This is a genomic window from Ruegeria sp. CDSB086 (genome assembly GCF_059611065.1).
In genome coordinates, this window is the sequence record NZ_JBXWOV010000006.1 from 188581 (window position 1) to 205544 (window position 16964).

The 16964-nt window shown below is 54.0% G+C and carries 15 protein-coding genes; 7 read left to right on the forward strand and 8 right to left on the reverse strand.

Features of this window, described 5'->3' with window-relative positions; all coding sequences use genetic code 11:
* Positions 1-13 precede the first annotated feature (13 nt).
* The 4 genes from AC2FIO_RS13910 to AC2FIO_RS13925 are packed head-to-tail and all read left to right on the forward strand — an operon-like array spanning position 14 to position 3893.
* Positions 14-1480 carry a M81 family metallopeptidase gene (locus tag AC2FIO_RS13910; protein WP_496698351.1) on the forward strand — a complete coding sequence of 489 codons (1467 nt, stop codon included), beginning with the start codon at positions 14-16 and terminating at the stop codon, positions 1478-1480.
* Positions 1477-2532 carry a D-TA family PLP-dependent enzyme gene (locus AC2FIO_RS13915; protein ID WP_496698352.1) on the forward strand — a complete coding sequence of 352 codons (1056 nt, stop codon included), beginning with the start codon at positions 1477-1479 and terminating at the stop codon, positions 2530-2532. The genes AC2FIO_RS13910 and AC2FIO_RS13915 overlap by 4 nt, the downstream gene beginning before the upstream one ends.
* A 56-nt stretch (positions 2533-2588) precedes the next feature.
* Positions 2589-3476 (forward strand): sugar kinase, encoded by an 888-nt coding sequence (locus AC2FIO_RS13920; protein ID WP_496698354.1) that lies wholly within the window; start codon positions 2589-2591, stop codon positions 3474-3476.
* An 18-nt stretch (positions 3477-3494) separates the two neighbouring features.
* Positions 3495-3893 (forward strand): RidA family protein, encoded by a 399-nt coding sequence (locus AC2FIO_RS13925; protein WP_282170031.1) that lies wholly within the window; start codon positions 3495-3497, stop codon positions 3891-3893.
* Positions 3894-4176: 283 nt separating this feature from the next.
* Here the strand turns inward: AC2FIO_RS13925 and AC2FIO_RS13930 are convergent, their stop codons facing one another.
* Positions 4177-5490, reverse strand: coding sequence for a sterol desaturase family protein (locus AC2FIO_RS13930; protein WP_496698357.1), 1314 nt, complete (start codon positions 5488-5490; stop codon positions 4177-4179).
* Here AC2FIO_RS13930 and AC2FIO_RS13935 point away from each other — a divergent pair.
* Positions 5489-6571: a helix-turn-helix domain-containing protein gene (locus tag AC2FIO_RS13935; protein ID WP_496698359.1), complete on the forward strand. Its 1083-nt coding sequence runs from the start codon at positions 5489-5491 to the stop codon at positions 6569-6571. The genes AC2FIO_RS13930 and AC2FIO_RS13935 overlap by 2 nt on opposite strands.
* A gap of 727 nt (positions 6572-7298) precedes the next feature.
* Here AC2FIO_RS13935 and AC2FIO_RS13940 read toward each other — a convergent pair.
* Entirely contained in the window at positions 7299-8465 is a 1167-nt protein-coding gene (locus AC2FIO_RS13940; RefSeq protein ID WP_496698361.1) for a reductive dehalogenase, read from the reverse strand.
* 609 nt (positions 8466-9074) lie between these two features.
* Positions 9075-9989, reverse strand: coding sequence for a DMT family transporter (locus AC2FIO_RS13945; protein WP_496698363.1), 915 nt, complete (start codon positions 9987-9989; stop codon positions 9075-9077).
* Positions 9990-10064: 75 nt separating this feature from the next.
* Here AC2FIO_RS13945 and AC2FIO_RS13950 point away from each other — a divergent pair, with 75 nt between their 5' ends.
* Together AC2FIO_RS13950 and AC2FIO_RS13955 are read left to right on the forward strand one after the other, a co-directional pair.
* Complete coding sequence (locus AC2FIO_RS13950) at positions 10065-10982, forward strand: LysR family transcriptional regulator (RefSeq protein WP_496698365.1); 918 nt, start codon at positions 10065-10067, stop codon at positions 10980-10982.
* Positions 10983-11113: 131 nt separating this feature from the next.
* On the forward strand, positions 11114-11785 hold the full coding sequence (locus AC2FIO_RS13955) for an HAD family hydrolase (protein ID WP_496698367.1): 672 nt from the start codon (positions 11114-11116) through the stop codon (positions 11783-11785).
* A 209-nt stretch (positions 11786-11994) separates the two neighbouring features.
* Here the strand turns inward: AC2FIO_RS13955 and yghX are convergent, their stop codons facing one another.
* The 5 genes from yghX to AC2FIO_RS13980 form a co-directional block, all read right to left on the reverse strand.
* Positions 11995-12882, reverse strand: coding sequence for a YghX family hydrolase (yghX, locus tag AC2FIO_RS13960; RefSeq protein WP_496698370.1), 888 nt, complete (start codon positions 12880-12882; stop codon positions 11995-11997).
* Positions 12883-12968: 86 nt separating this feature from the next.
* Complete coding sequence (locus tag AC2FIO_RS13965) at positions 12969-14492, reverse strand: malonate--CoA ligase (RefSeq protein WP_496698372.1); 1524 nt, start codon at positions 14490-14492, stop codon at positions 12969-12971.
* Positions 14489-15787: a malonyl-CoA decarboxylase gene (locus AC2FIO_RS13970; RefSeq protein WP_496698374.1), complete on the reverse strand. Its 1299-nt coding sequence runs from the start codon at positions 15785-15787 to the stop codon at positions 14489-14491. The genes AC2FIO_RS13965 and AC2FIO_RS13970 overlap by 4 nt, the downstream gene beginning before the upstream one ends.
* Position 15788: 1 nt before the next feature.
* Positions 15789-16445 carry a GntR family transcriptional regulator gene (locus AC2FIO_RS13975; protein ID WP_496698376.1) on the reverse strand — a complete coding sequence of 219 codons (657 nt, stop codon included), beginning with the start codon at positions 16443-16445 and terminating at the stop codon, positions 15789-15791.
* Between the two features lie 51 nt (positions 16446-16496).
* On the reverse strand, positions 16497-16883 hold the full coding sequence (locus AC2FIO_RS13980) for a YciI family protein (protein WP_496698378.1): 387 nt from the start codon (positions 16881-16883) through the stop codon (positions 16497-16499).
* Positions 16884-16964: the final 81 nt, after the last annotated feature.

The window sequence follows — 16964 nt, forward strand, 5'->3', positions numbered from 1 at the left end:
AATTGGATTGAACATGCGGGTCTTCTGTGCGTCCCTCGCAACCGAAACGAACACCTTTTCTCCCCTGCGTACGGACTTTTCCGATTTTGAGCAGAGCTTCTATGCACCTCCAGGCAAGCACCCCGTAACCCCAACGCTTTGCAGTGCCGTATTTCCTGCATTGAGGAAAAGGGCGCAGTCGAATGAGCTGGAGTTGATTGAGGGAACCGCCACATGGGCAGAGCCAGGCGGATTGTTGAATCGCGAGACATGGGCGCGCTTGAAACAAGAGGTGCTGGACCAGGTGACGGCTGCAATGCCTCTGGATGGTGTTGTTCTAGGTCTGCATGGGGCGATGATCTCCGAGGATTGTCTGGATTGCGAAGGCGATTTGATCGAAGCAATTCGAGCAATTGTCGGGCCGAAATCTGTTATCGGAGCGAGCTTCGATCCTCACAGCCACCTCAGCGACAGACGAGTAACCAATGCTGACGTGATCACTGTGTTCAAAGAGTTTCCACATACTGATTTTGTTGAAGCAGGAGAAGCCTGTGTCGATCTGACGTTGCGAACTATCAAAGGCGAAATTCGGCCCGTCACTTCGGTTTTTGACGTGCGCATGTTGGATATTCTGCCGACCAGTCAGGAACCTATGCGCGGGTTTGTCGATCAACTAAAGCAGATGGAGGCAAATGGTGAGGTTCTCTCTGCTTCCGTTATTCATGGATTCATGGCCGGAGATTCTCCGGACCTTGGCGCTAAGATTGTCGTTCTGACCGACGATGACCAGCCCAAGGCGGATTGCTTGGCTCAGAAACTGGGGGCTGAACTGTTTTCCTTCCGCGGGCAGACAAAGCCAAATTACCTGTCGCCCGGTGAAGCACTGAGAGAGGCAAGCAAAGCAATACATGGGCCAGTGGTCGTGGCGGACGTTTGGGACAATCCCGGTGGAGGCGTAGCGGGGGATTCAACGCTCATTATTGAGGAAGCTATTGTTCAGAAGCTCACATCCGTAGCATTCGGTACGATTTGGGATCCTATGGCGGTTCGCCTTTGCCATGCAGCCGGTGAAGGCGCAGTGTTCGACCTTCGCTTTGGCGGCAAAACATCAGCTCTGGCGGGGAAGCCAATTGACGCTACAGTTACGGTCGTTCGTAACCAGCGCAATGCGGTTCAGAGTTTTGGTGCATCCGTTGTTCCGATGGGGGACTGCTCTGTCATACGTTTGGGTGGGATCGAGGTTGTTCTGAATTCAAACCGAAGTCAGGCATTTTCGCCAGACCTGTTCACCAACCTCGGCATCGACATCACTGACAAGAAGATATTGGTCGTCAAGTCCACAAACCACTTCCACGGTGCGTTCTCCGACGTCGCTGCTGCGATAATCTATGCAGCCGTCGAAGGCCCCTATCCGAATGATCCCACCAAAACACATTACAAGAACCTGACACGTCCAATTTGGCCCATCGTCAAAAACCCTCACAGGGAGGTTGTGGAATGATTTTTCCTGATATCGACACACCGGCTGTCCTAGTCGATCTGGATATTGCCGAAGCAAACATCGACCGCTTTCAGCAGCATTGTGCGAAACACGGGCTCAGCGTTCGACCGCACATCAAAACCCACAAACTTCCCATGCTGGCGCGACGGCAATTAGAGGCTGGTGCCATTGGCATTACCTGCCAGAAAATTAGTGAGGCTGAGGCAATGATTGCCGAAGGTGGCATTGATGATGTGCTGATCACCTTTAACATCTTCGGTAAGGCCAAGCTGGCTCGTTTGCGTGCCCTCTCGGAAAAGGTGAGATTGTCTGTTGTAGCGGACAACACCGATATTGTTGACGGCTTAGCACGGTTTTTTGCGGATGCACCTAACCCGCTCGGAGTGTTGGTTGAATGTGACACGGGCGCGGAACGATGTGGCGTAACCACACCTGAGCAGGCAAGGGACCTCGCGCGCTACATCGATGCCCAGCCGGGCGTCTCGTTTCGTGGTCTCATGACCTACCCGCCTGTAGGACAGGAGGTGAAGGTTCAAGAATGGCTCACCCAGGCCAAACATGAAATTGAAGAGATCGGGCTGCCAGTACACGTCGTATCCCATGGTGGTTCACCGGGCATGTGGAAGGCCCAAGATGTTCCGATTGCAACAGAATATCGGATTGGTACCTACATCTATAACGACCGTTCATTACAGGCACGGGGTATCTGTACCTGGGAGGATTGTGCGTTGAGCGTTCTTGCTACGGTGATCTCAGTCCCTGCCGACAATCGTGCCGTAATAGATGCGGGATCAAAAGTGCTGACTTCAGACTTGTTGGGATTGGAAGGCCACGGACACGTGTTAGGTAGACCGGACATTTTGGTCCAGAGCCTATCAGAAGAACATGGTGTGCTGAAGGCTGCCAAAATCGATCTGAGTGTCGGAGATCGTATCCAGATCATTCCAAACCATGCCTGTGTAGTCACCAATATGGTGGATCAGATCGAAACCACTCGCGGAGACAGCGCGCTGGGGTCCGTGCCCGTCGCAGCACGGGGCAAGATTCAGTAAACAGCGTAAACTTCGCCAATGACTGATGACGGCGACGGGTATCAACAAGGTGCGATATGACTGACCTCATATGTTTAGGGGAACCCCTGTTCGAGTTAACCGCTTGCCCGGATGGTTCGTTTAAAGGCGGGTTCGGTGGTGACGTTTCCAACGTCGCCGTCGCGGCCGCGAGACAAGGGACGAAAGTTGCTTTGATCACCCGCATCGGTGGCGATCAATTTGGTAAAAAGCTCAGGAGCCTGTGGTCCAGGGAAGGTGTAAACCACGAACATGTGGAAATGGCCTCTGGCGAAGATACTGGGCTGTACTTTGTTTTTCATAATGATGACGGTCACCATTTCGTCTATCGCAGGAAAGGCTCCGCTGCGAGCCGGATGCTCCCAAATCAGGCTCCGGATGATGCAATTTCCGGCGCAAGAATGTTCTATACTTCCGGCATCAGCCTTGGAGGAAGTCCTGAGCTACGGTCAACAACTCTACATTCAATCCAAACAGCGTATAGGTCCGGCACACCTTTTGCCTTCGATCCCAATTTACGCACAGCCCTTTGGCCACTGGACAAGGCACGACAGGTTACCCACGATGTAATGAAGAGGTGCAATATTGCGTTACCAGGGCTCGATGATGCCCGCCAGTTGACGGGCCTTCACAGCCCTGGGGAAATCATCAGCTTCTACCACAATCTGGGCGCAGACATTGTGGCACTTTCACTGGGCGCGGACGGCGTATCCGTGTCTGAAGCGCAAGGCATACACACTATCCCCGGCGTGATGGTTAAAGCGGTTGATGCCACCGGTGCCGGAGATTGTTTCAACGGAATATTTCTGTCTGCCTACCTGAAAAGCAAAGATGTCCTGAAATCAGCTGAGCTTGCGAACCAGGGAGCAGCCCGATCAACCACAGGCTATGGCGCCGTGGATCCAATTCCTTACGGAAAAACCTAACAGAAGGAAATCACTTCAATGACAGAGAAAAAGATCGCGCGTTTGGGCGATGACAGAACCGGAGCAGGCGGGCAACCGCTTCCCTTTGCACCTGCGGTAAGAGCCGGAGATTTTGTGTTCATTTCCGGACAGGTTGCGATGAAAGAAAACGGCGAAATCGAAGCGGGTGGTATTGAGGCGCAAACCCGGAAAACGATGGAAAACCTGATAGCAGCTCTTGCACTGGCTGACTGCACCCTGGATGATATAGCAAAAGTTGGTGTCTGGCTGGATGATCCCCGCGACTTTTGGACGTTCAACCGGGTCTATGCAGACTATTTTCCCAACGGAGGCCCGGCGCGCTCCACAGTCCGTTCACAAATCATGGTAGACGCCAAGGTCGAGATTGATGCGGTCGTATACAAACCGCTTGGATAATCCACACGATCCTCACACCAATTGTATAGAGCTGGCGTTTTTCGCCAGCCTATTTTGTTTTAATTGAACAGATCAACATTTTAGAGATGCGTTTCTGAGACGTTCAAGGGCAATGGGGACATTTGAAGTTGAGAAAGTAATGGCCGGCTTTTTGCGCATACTGTGAGTGCGGTTAGCTACTGAGTTTGCGTTGCAGCGAGTGTCTGGAATGCGGGTGCAACCGCAGCATTGATGGGCACCGGTCAACGGCAGCTCAGAGCCGTCTTTGGAGACGGCCTTGTACCTAATTCTCATGACGTTTGAGCACAGTTTTGAGGTACTGGGTCGAATGCCAGGTTTGATGTGCACAGAATACTCCAGCGCAGCCTTTAAGTGTCAACTGGTGCTTGGCCGATTGCCGGATGGATCCACGATATGTCCGTCCTGTTTCTGGATCGCGTAGTGCCCCTTCCCATACCGTGCCGTCAAAGACCAATTCGGTCAGGATCATATCACCAATCTGCGCATGAGGCGTATCGTCCTTGTTCCAAACCCAAACAAGACGTCCACACTTCATTGCTTCATTCGATGCGCAGTCTTCAAAAGCGACAATCACGCCGAGCCCGGGGGATGCGTAGTGGCCTTTAAGGTCAAAGGCATGTCCTTGGCTGGCCAACATACCGACGCCAACCACAATCACCAAAAAAGCTGTTTTGACAATTCGGACGGGCAAACGCGGTGCGACGCGGGCGAATTCGGTCAAGTATCTTGGATGCTCCGTCTTCATAAGCCGATCCCACCAAGAAAAATAGAGCCCGTGGTTATAGCGCGCATGCGCATGATGCATATCGTGATGAGTAACGCTCGTGAGCCAGCCAAAGACCGGCTTGCCTTTTGCGTTGGCGGGGAAGATTTCGATCCCGCAGTGCCCGATTGCATTGCGCAGCATCATATGGGTCACAAAGATGAACAGAGCGACTGGGTGTGTTGGCAGAATGATCAGAACCAAAGGCAAGTAGACAGCGTTCACCAGGGCTTCGCCAACGTCAAAGCTGTAGGAGGTGAAGGGAGTTGGTTGGTGTGATTTGTGATGCAAGCGGTGAAACCGGCGAAACAGGGGCGGGTAGTGCAGGGCACGGTGCGTCCAATAGAACCACGCATCATGAAGGGCAATCAACACCGCGATACTGAACGCGAAATAGGTCCAGCCAAATGCGGCTATGTCTTGGTAGATTGTGATGACACCTGCCCTTGCACCAAGCACGATGGATGTCCCTGCGGCAGTAAAAATAAGCACTGTGCGCAGGCTTGTCAGTATCTCGCGGAGGATTTGACCTTGTGGCACTGCAGAGGGTCGAATTTTCTGTGCAAAAAGATGCCGTGCCAGCATGATATTGATCAATAGATACGTGCCGCCGGCGCCAAAAATATAGCGTAAGAGGTCTCCGCCGAAGACATCCGTGTAGATGGACAGGAGTGTGGCTAACTGAGTCATTGTCTGCTCCGAATGCGAATTGACATGTGGCGGACAGTGGCCAGCGAAGCAAATCAGAGCACGCTGAGTTTGAAAGTCGACCCGTTTCTTGCAAAATCGGCGAGGATTTTTCAGTTTCAGCATGGCTATACCGTTGACCGGCGGGGTAAATCCGACTTCGATTGCGCATGTGATGTCAGACCCAATGATTTTGGATATCTTCCTGCGCGGCAGTGCCATCGGCACACTCGTGCTATGCGCCGCTGTCTTCATGAGAAACGGGGGATTCCAGCGGAAAAGCATGGCAGTAGTCTTGCTGTGCCTCAGTTTTGGCCCCTACTTGATTGTGTCCTCGCCAAGCATTGATCTAACCGACGGCCCGGTTCGGATTGTGCTTGTGATGATCGCAGGTGTGATCCCTGTCTTGCTCTATTGGGCCGTGATTGAGCTGTTCCAGGATGACGTTTTTGTTCGACCTTGGCAGATCTTGATCGCTGTGTTGATAGTCGGATTGGCATGGCTCTCTCAACTACAGCTGCAACTTGGTGTAGTTCGCGGTATCTGCGTACTGATCTTCTTTTTCCATAGCCTGTGGATCGTAGTTTCAGGTCAGGCAGGGGATCTGATCGAGGCCCGTCGCCGGTTTCGGCGTTGGTTTCTGATCTGGATCCTCAGTTTGGGAATTCTCATTACCGGATTTGAAATCACGCATCTGGATAAAGCGCTTCCTGTCTGGGTATTTTCACTACAGGCGAGTGCGTTTTTCCTGTCTGCAAGTGCGTTCCTGCTGTGGTCGGTTCGCGTGGTTCCAGACATCTGGATACCGCGCCCGCCAAAGCGGGGTGACCAAGCCAACCCAGCGCAGTCCGCGCTCATGACACGTATTGAAACCGCGATGTCTGAGGGGCTGTGGCGATGCGAAAGGTTGACCGTTGCCCAAGTGGCCGCACATCTTGGGACACAGGAACACCGCATTAGGTCCGCAATCAATCAAGGCTTGGGGCACCGGAATTTTGCGAGCTTCGTGAACGCGTTCCGCATTCAAGAGGCGCAATCCATGTTGTCATCGCCCGAGTTGGCAGAGCGTTCGGTCCTGAGCATCGCTTACGATGTGGGATTTTCCTCACTGGGGCCATTCAACCGCGCCTTTCGCGCTCAAACTGGGATGACACCTTCGGAATTTCGAAAAACGCATTTACATGAAACGACAAGGTCACGTTTGTAATATTTCCGCAAAGCCGCCTTCTAAGCCTTCTTTCGTTCGGGCTTGGGAGTGCGCAATAATTTGAGCCAATTTGTTGCGCTTGATCGCGTTGGTCAGCCTTTAGTTCACCCAAAGAAGTCGAACCCGGACGCATCTGTGTAGCCAATTCTAACAGGATGTGCGCTCTGACCGACGGTCCCACGCCTCTAAACCGACTGTATTGGGTTGTGGCACCGATGTTGGCGGTCCCCGCGTTCGTCTTTTCCGCCAAGACGATGAAACTGCTTGTTCTTGAGGGACATGGAACTCCTGCGCCGTGGGACCCACCTCAAAGAATTGTGGTCAGCGGACCTTATCGCTATGTGCGCGACACCATGCTTTCATCGGCCATTCGAATGACACTGGCGGAAGCAGTGGCATCGAGTTGCCACTCCTGCAGCTTTGGGCGACAGTCTTCTTTCTCCTCAACACACTTTATTTCAATTTGGTAGAAGAGCCGGGGCTGGAACGACGCTTTGGACGGACAACTTGCAGTACAAGGCAAGGGTTTCGCGATGGACTCCCATGTTTCGGCCGAATACCCCCCCAAGCACCAACGACAGTTGAATAGCGGGCTTTTTTGCGACGTGTGAGTTTGCATAGACTTGATTTCGCTGTTGTCGCGAATTCCTATCAAGACAAGCCTCGCCGAGGAAGCAACAGCCTTGCCATGCATGGAACTATCCTGTGGCCTCAGTCAGGTTTGACACTAAGGGCTTTGCCACCAATCTGTAGGCTTGGCGCGCTTGCCGCGGTTCCGGTCAAGCCAGAGAGCAAATTTGCGAAACCGCGAGAACGCCATCTTCAACCAAAGACGGTGGTGCCATTGCGTGAAGTCGCGGTTAAATGGGCAGACGCGCATGCAGATGGCACAATCAGAGGACAGTTTAGCCCAGAATCCGAAGCACTTGGCTGCGTCGGAAGTCCACTTGCGCACACCTTTTATGGCCGATGGGTCCTCGGAGGTCTCAGGCGGGCCGTAGGGGAGCGCATTGACTGGACAAGCATCAGCGCATTTGGTGCAGATGTTACAGAACGCACGCACGCCTAAGGGTTTGGGTGGATCATGGACTAATGGGAGGTTGGTGAAAACCTTGGAGAACCGTAAGCGCGGCCCGTATTCAGGTGTTATCACCATTTGATTGCGGGCATATTCGCCCAGACCCGCCTTGATCGCATAGGGGATCACGAGGCCGGTGTCGTTCATAGAGGCTGTGGCCTGATAGCCCAGGTTTCGGACATAGGCCGCAAGCTGCATCACGATGCTGGCCTCGTGGGAATATTCACGTCCGGTGGCGGCCCCCGCGAGCGCGGAAGGATAAGTGGCGACGAGGTCCTCATCCATCTGATGGCCCATCACAATGACAGATGTCATGCCTTCTGGCAGGTCGTTGGGCGCGTCGGAGAAATCACGGGTGTCAACGCGGGTTGCGTAAATCCAACGGTCATCCAGATCAGTGATGCCGCAGAGATCGGCACCAAAGAATTTGGCGATGCGTTTGATTTCCTTGGCCATCGCGGCTGGATCGTCAATCGGTTGCTGTGTCGGGGCGACGGGTGTGTCGTTGTCGATGGGGGCCTGGAAGCCCTCGCGCTTACCGGATTCGCCAGCCCTTTCCGAGATCAAGTCCGAAATTAGCCAAGAGGCGTTTCTAAGCGCGAAGTCGCGCTGGGTGAATCCGTCACCACGACGAGGGATGGCATCCATCCGGTACGAGGCAAAGAACGCGTCGGTCTGTTTGCTGCGGATACGCTCATCCCAGAAGGCGCGGGTAAAAATGTCATTACGTTGGTTGAAACGTTCGAATTCGTCCGTGACATCGATGCCTGCAGCAGCGTCGTCCGCTCGTTGGGGTTTGTTGGAGGGGTAGGCCATGATGAGACGATGCGGTGAGGTGAAGCCGTTGTCAAAGGTTAGCGTGCGCGAAAGGTCGGTGTTGGGGATCGGCTGAATGTTGATAGTCTCTGGCAAAGCCGCTTCGGAGCAGCGAAAGCGGCTGACGACGGTCACTTGTTCAAAATGATCCAAACGTTTTTAGGGGCAGTCCTTTCGTAAGCACTCATGCCGGTCACCAGCGAATTCTTTGGGAAGGTGTGAAGATTCGACCTCAAATAGAAGATTCGATCTCAAACAAGTGAGCGGCTTTGAGTTTTGAAAACAGAAATTGATGGCGCGGTAGCGAAATCACACTCTGTCCAGCGCTGCTGACTTCTAGCAACGTTGGAACGGTGCACTTGCAGCGAATGGCGGCAATGCGGACTGCAAGCGCAGCATGGCAAGACCCCAACGAATGACCGCTATGTGCCGGCTTTGTTTGAGCAATTTGTCAGTGGACACGAGTTGCTGCGCCGCATCCAAGGTCGGCTGAGCACTGGCCTGTCTTTATTGCTGCGGATTTTTGAACACGTTGCGATCCGCAGTGAAAGCCAGCAATCGATCTACAAAAAACCTGTCCAACCGACTGTTTCTTGGCATTTGACATCATCATCGGTTGGTGAGTGAAACTCCGGCAATCACTAGCGCACCGCCCACCAGCATGGAAACCTCAACCGGTTCGCGCAAAATAGCAGCCCCAAGGGCTACCCCGAAGACGGGGACGAGATTGGTGAACACCGCCGCACGCTCAGGCCCAAGCGAATGTACCCCTCGATAGTACCAAACAAATGGCACGACTGTTCCACCAATGGCCAGGTAGATGATGGCCAAGGTGCAGGTGAACGTGGGCAACTGAGGCACTTGCACGGGACCGGCCAACGGCAACCCCAATGCCAGAAGTAAAAACCCGATCAGCGCAGCCCAAGTGGTTGCCGCCAGTGGCGAGAGGCTTCCTAGAGCTTTGCGTCCAAGAAGCGTATAGCCCACCCAACTACCCACCGCTGCCAGCATGAACAGTTCTCCCTGCCCAAAACTCTGCCGGACGTCAGTCATCAGTCCGGCAACGTCCCCTCCGCTAATCACGATCACGGCCCCGGCTAGTGCCACACAAATCCCGGCAACTTGCCCAATCGGTAGGAGCCGTTGCGCGATCAGTACCCCGACTAGAGCCACGGCTATCGGATTGAAGGCAACAAACAGTGCCGTTCGCGAAGCTGGCATCTCAGCCAGAGCGGCAAAGAAGAACAGGTTGTAAAGGCAGACGCCGGACAGTCCGAGAAGCCCCATCAACACGCTCTGCCGCCAAGTGAGGCGAGGCAAACCACCTTCCGCTTTCCAGACAAGATAAAGCAATACCAGAGTTGCCAGGCCAAACCGAGCGGTTGCCGCGACCAGAGGGGGCATTTCACCCGAAACGACGCGGCCGGCAACAAATGTGCCGCCCCACAGGAAGGCCACCATTGAGAGCCGGACGTAAAGCAAAGCGTTCTGCGACGCTATGGGATATGACAGGGCTTGGGACATGGAAACACCTAAAACATCGGATTGCCCATGCCGAATTTCAGTTATACTATGTTATAGTCAAATGAGTATTTACTTATGACTTTTGGTCAGCTTGATATTTTTGTCACTCTTGCCGAAACGCGCGGGTTTACGGCTGCTGCATTGCGACTTGGGATAAGTCAGCCCGCAGTGTCTCATGCCCTCAAGAGTCTTGAGGATGAGCTTGGCATCACGCTTTTTAATCGCACCGTATCCCCAATCGAACTGACCCCGTTGGGCGAACGACTTCTATCCCGCGTACGCGAAATTCTTGGGCTAGCCGACGCTATGCATCAGGAGGCCTCGGAATATCGTGGAGTGCAGACCGGCAGACTGCGCATTGGGTCTTTTGGTGCCACGTCATCATTGCAGATATTGCCGCGCCTTCTCGAAGCATTTCATGCAGCCCATCCTGGTATCGAAGTACTGATTGAAGAAGCCGCTGACGATGAGATTATCCGTTGGATCGAAGACCGGCGCATTGATCTTGGTTTTGTCGTGTTACCAGATGAACGCTTTCGGACCTGGCCTGTGGCACAGGACCAGTTTGTCGCCTTGGTTGCTGCCGATAATACTTTGGCCAGGCAATCTTCAATCCGATTGGAGCAACTGTGCGAAATGCCATTCATCATGCCGGAATCTGGTTCTGCCCGGATCATTCGCCGTTTGTTCACGCAGGCCCGTCTTAGTCCAAATGTGCGGTACCGGACATCGCAGATGCTAAGTACGTTGACTATGGTGGCGCGCAACCAAGGCGTCTCGGTCGTGGCCGAGATGGCCTTGCCGCCAACGAATGGTAAAGAGGGCTGGGTCAGCAAACCGCTGAATTCAGTCAGGACACGAAAAATTGGTCTCGCGATGCATCCGCACGCAACGCCATCCCCTGCGGCGGTCGCTTTTGTTGAGGTCGTAGAAAAAAGTAGAGACGATTTTTTGACGACGTGTACAAAAGAAAGAAGCGACGTCGCGATTTGAACTTTTGAGTTCAAATCGGATATTAGAAATCACTAAGTGGGCGGCAGCAATGCCCGCTTAAGGCCTTTCCACTGCGCCCGAAAACGTTCATTCAAGCTACGCACACTCGAACCTCAGCACGGCCACACCTCATGCCTCTTCCTACTCCCCAAGCCGTCGTCTTCGATATGGATGGCCTGTTGCTCGACACCGAGCGGGTATACTTCGAAGGCTTCCGCACCACGCTTGACGCACTCGGATTGCCGCAAGACGACGACCTGTTCCGGCGGCTAGTCGGCACGAACCGTGTGCTAGGACGCCGACTTTTGACCGAAGGGCTAGCGGGGCGCGTCAATCTGGAAGAGTTTGATGCCGTCTGGGACGCCGAAATCGCGCAACGGCTGGCGGATTACATCCCCGTCAAACCGGGTGCGCGCGCGATGGCAGAACACCTGCGCGAGCGGGATATACCTTACATCATTGCCACCAGCACCCAGACGAAAAAGGCGCATTTGCATCTCGAGCGAGCGGGTCTCGGCGCGCTTTTTCGCGACGTCGTAGGCGGTGATCAGGTCGCTGCCAGCAAGCCCGCGCCAGATATCTACCTACATGCCACGGCACGTCTGGGTCACGATCCGTCAAACTGCGTTGCGTTCGAGGATTCGCCCAACGGCGTCCGCGCGGCCCACGCGGCGGGCCTCATAACGGTGCAGGTCCCCGATATCGTCGCCCCCGACGCCGAACTGCGTGCGCTCGGGCATCACATCGCCAGCAACATCATCGCCGGCGCCCACGCGGTTGGTCTGATGGTAGTTCCGGAATAGAAAGCTGACCTTCACGCAACTGCAGCGAACGCGCAGTTTGTCTGCGATCTGTGAATTCGCATGGCGAACGATCTTGCGAGCGCTGCGAAAGGCTGGTTTCTCTAATCACGAAAGTCAGAGTGCTCGGACTTCACGGGATTTGTTCTCGGAGAACTGTGGGCGTCCGCAAAGCGATATCAACGCAAGGTCGGCTTCGTAGCTCCCCGCAGTTACTTCAGATAGGTATTAAACCAATCAATGGTTCGGTCCCAAGCCAAGTTTGCCATTTCCTCATCGTAACGTGGCGTGCTGTCATTGTGAAAGCCGTGGTTGGCATTTTCGTAAATGTAAGCTTTATATACCTTATCGTTGGCTTTTAGAGCAGTCTCAAAATCTGGCCAGCCTGCGTTGATGCGTTCATCAAGCTCTCCCATTTGAATCAGTAGTGGTGCCTGAATTTTGGCCACACCCTCGGCCGCTGGCTGGCGCCCGTAGAACGGGACACCAGCGGCCAGTTCGGGATAAGCCACGGCAATTGCGCTGACCACACCGCCGCCGTAGCAGAAACCAACAGCGCCGACCTTCCCAGTGCAATCATCCCGGTTCAACAAGTATTCGAACCCATTAAAGAAATCGTTCATCAACTCGACCCGGTCCACTGTCTTTTGCAGCTCGCGCCCATCGGCGTCATTGCCTGGGTATCCGCCCACCGACGTCAAGCCGTCTGGAGCCAGAGCCATGAACCCGGCTTTCGCCAATCTGCGCGCCACATCTTCGATGTAGGGATTCAAGCCGCGATTTTCGTGGATGACCAGCACTGCTGGCAGGGGCTCTTCAACGCCTGCAGGCCGAACAAGGTAGCCCCGAACGTCGCCGGTTCCATTTGGTGAAGGATAGGTGATGTAGTCTGCATGGATATCGGGATCGTTGAAGGATACCTGCTCGGCCAAAGCATAATTCGGGCTGAGCATGTTCAGCAACGCGACCGCAGATAAACCACCAACCGCGAACTTACCGGCGCGGTCCAGGAACTGGCGCTTGGTGATTTTGCCGTGCGCGTAAAAGTCGTACAGGTCCAGAAGTTCCTGGTCGAAGTCCTTTGCCGTCATGCGAGTCATAGTGAATCTCCTGATGAATAGGCAGTTCGAAGTGAGAGGTTGTCAGATCAAAGGGTCGTGGTTGGTTTGAGTTTTTCAGCGGGCTGCTAGGACACACCCATTGGCAGTTCTTTTTGCGCGTACTGTTCGCGCAGCACGTTCTTTTGGACCTTTCCCATTGTATTGCGCGGCAGGCACGGGACGATTTCGTAGCGACGCGGATGTTTGAATCGCGACAGCTTGTCTCTGATGGTCACCGCGATCTGTTCCATGTCAAGTTGCGCGCTAGGCTCGGCAACCAGAGTGGCAATTATAGCTTCTCCAAATTCGGCGTCGGGAATGCCAAAAACTGCCGATTCCAGGATGCCGTCGATGTCGTTCAAGACGTCTTCAATTTCTTTGGGGTAGACGTTGTAACCACCAGTGATGATCAGGTCTTTTGACCGACCAACGATCGACAGATAACCATCCTCGCTGCATTGACCCAGATCTCCGGTGATGAAGAACCCGTTTTCCCGTAGCTCTTCGGCGGTTTTCTCGGGCATTTGCCAATAGCCTTGGAACACATTGGGCCCTCGTACTTCGATCATTCCAACCTCGCCCCGGGGCAGCGGTTCTCCAGTTTCGGGTTTGGTAACGATCACCTCGGTGCTGGGAAGCGCCAAGCCGACAGTTCCTGCGCGACGCTCACCGTCATAGGGGTTCGAGGTGTTCATGTTCGTCTCGGTCATTCCATAGCGCTCAAGGATGCGGTGGCCGGTGCGCGTTTCGAACGCTAGGTGGGTCTCGGCTAGCAATGGGGCCGAACCAGAAATGAACAAACGCATGCTCTCTGTGACCTCTTTGGTGAAACCGTCATCCGCAAGCAATCTGGTGTAGAAAGTGGGGACACCCATCAGAAGGGTCGAGTGGGGCAACTCTTCCAAGATCATGCCAATGTCGAATTTTTCCATAAGCCGAACTTTGGCACCTGCGAGCAATGACGTATTCATCGCCACGAAAAGCCCATGTGTGTGAAAGACTGGCAGCGCATGAAGCAGGCGATCGGCGCTGGTGATGGCCCACAATTCCACAAGAGCTTGGGCATTGGACAGCAGGTTTCGCTGACTTAGCATTGCACCCTTCGAACGGCCCGTAGTGCCTGATGTATATAGCAAAGCCGCAAGGTCGTCCGGTGCGCGATCCACGGTTTCGAATACGCAGGGTTGTGCGTCAGCCTCTACGCTTAGGCTTGGACTATCGCCGCCGAGGGTCAGCAGCTTTGCGCCCGATTGGGCTGCCAATTTTTTGATTTCAGCTTCATCGTTGCTGTCGCAAATGATCATCGCCGGTTGAGCATCAGAGATGAAGTAGTCCAACTCTGCCATGGTGTAGGCAGTGTTAAGTGGCAGGTAGACAGCACCTGCCTGAACCGAAGCAGCATAGAGCGCAATCGTATCAGCCAGCTTGGGGGCCTGCACTACGATGCGATCCCCAGGAGAAACTCCGCTGTTCTGCAAAACATGCGCGATCTGTGCGGCGCGCTTCAGAAACGCGTCATAGGAAACCACCCTGCCATCATCGAGTTGCAGGAATGGAGCCGTGTTGCCCTCGTGGCGGGCAAACAAGCTTTCGTAGAGGGTATTGGTCACGCTGTATTTTCCCTTGGTTTGATCGCAAGCTCCGCAGTTGAAGCCGCACGAACTGAACGCGAGGCTTGGATCGTGGCACGTGTCGCGAATTCTTCGTGGTGACGTTCTGTTTTGTTCAAATCGTAAAGGTAGTTGACCATCGCGCCTCCGGACTGGGCGCGCCCATTTGGCGACTGATCTGCGTCAGCGTGCAGCTCATGAAGTTCAGCACCATTGCCCAGATGAAAGCGGGCCACGGGATCTAACGGCATCCCATCTTCGCGCTTCGCAAGCAACAAATACCGGGCGGCCATCGCGCGCACGTCCTGCGCTGAGGCTGTCGCTGCCAGTACGGCCTCGGCGGTATGGCCGTGCTCTGGATGTTCTGTTTCGCCGGCCAGCCAACGGCTAAGCCCTGGTATAGGCGATAAGGTCACAAAGGTGTCGAGACCTCTAAGCTCTCGCGAAAGTTCGGTCACAACCTGTTTGATCAACAGGTTCCCAAAACTGATTCCTGCTAAACCCTTTTGGCAGTTTGAAATGGAGTAGAACGCCGCGACTTTTGCCTGCTCGGCTTCAATCGGTTCTCGAGCTTCAGACAAAAGCGTATCGATCGCGTCCGGGATTTCAGTTGTAAGGGCCACCTCGACAAATATCAGCGGCTCATCGGGCATTGAAGGGTGGAAGAAGGCAAAACAACGACGGTCAGGTGGGTAGAGCCTGCGCCTCAAGTCGTCCAGATCGTTGATCTGGTGAACAGCCTCATATGCAACGATCTTGTCCAGAACGCGGGCAGGCGTATCCCAGCTGATTTGTTTGAGAACAAGAAAGCCTCGATTGAACCAGCTTCGCAACAAATGGACAAAATCAATATCGGTTCGCTTGAGTTCGGCATCAGATTTGAGAAATCGCAGCAGATCAACGCGCATAGCCACAAGTTCTTGCGTCGCACCAGACGGCTGGTTCAGCCGACGCAATAACTCTTGCCGCCTGGGTTCTGCGGATTCACTAAGCTTTTGATACAGATCGACACTTCGATCATTGGCATAGAGGCGCGCCGTGTCAGCGAGTTTTTCTGCGTCTAACTCAAGCTGGTCATTCAAGTAGACAAAAAAGTCCAGTTTTCCCGCGTCATCCAGGGTCTGGTAGCGGTCAAGTATGGTGGACGCGAGCGTGAAGCCCGATACCTCACCTTCTGCGGACAAAAGCGCCTCGCAAAGTTCAGCAATGGATCGTTTGTCATCCTTGCCACGCCTTTTGTCAGGACGGTCCAGCAATTGGTTTAATAGATCGCCTAGAAACCAATTCCGTTGCATTTCAGGAATCCATCTGGCTGCTCAGGTACTCACCCGTTCGACGGTAGTGATCGATCAAGTGCTTGGTCGCGCTGTCTGCGTCATGATCTAATGCGGCGTCCAGAATGTGATGATGTTCGGCGGCGATGTCCCGCTTTTTATAGCTCGAACCGCCCGCCGCCAGATAGCGGTAGCGAATGTTCAGGTCGTAGAGCTGCGAACAATATCGTAGAAGCAACGGCAGTTTCGAATTGTCCAACAACGCCATGTGAAACGCTTTATGAGCGTCTTCAAAGTCGTGCGCCCCATTTTGGCCGGCCTTTTTCATATGGTGGTGACGCAAAACAAGCCGATCCTCCCAGGCCGCATCCGCGTTGGCGATGGAGGCACGCAACGCGGTTTCCTCGAGGTTGCATCGCAGCAGCAGGATTTCCTCGAAGTTACTCTTACTCACGGGCGCAGCCCTAAACCCGCGCTGGTCAATCCGTTCAACCAACATGTCCGAGGTCAAGAGGCTCAGCGCCTCGCGAACTGGACTTGCGCCAGTGTTTAGAAGGCCGCGGAGCTGCTCGATCTTAAGTTTTTGTCCGGGCGGCAATTCGCCGGTCAGTATCATTTCGCGCAGCCTTCGATACGCGCCATGAGTGGCTGATGTCTCTTTGCCCTCGATATCAAGCATGGCGTCCATATCCGACTGTTCCTTTTTGGCGGCAAAAACTCTTGCGTGCTCTTAACTGAGGGCGCTCGTGCCAGTCGATAGACCAACTGAAAGGTTCAGCGAACCTTCGTTTATCATCCAGCGCCGAAGTACAAAGCTGCGCGCCCCGCTTTTGTGCATGGGGTCGTCCTCGGCCAGCTTCCGCGCGGCCTCAAGACTATCAGCGCGATAGATGATCAGGCCAACCCCTTGCATATGCTCACCGGTCTCATCCGACATCGGCCCAGCAAAAGCCAACTTTCCCGCGCGTTCAAGATCCGCCTGATACGCCAAGTGATCTGGAAGTGACGCCTTTACGTCTTCTGGCGCTTTGGCTGGTGTGCTGAGTGCAACATAAAGCTCCAGTGCCAGTGCGCCACGGCTTTTCGCTTCTGATTTATAATCTGCCCAAGCAACCATCGCGGACCTCCAAAAAAAATCGATATTATTTGACATATTGCAAAATAGTCGGCAAAAATCAAGCGAACTGACATGGATGGT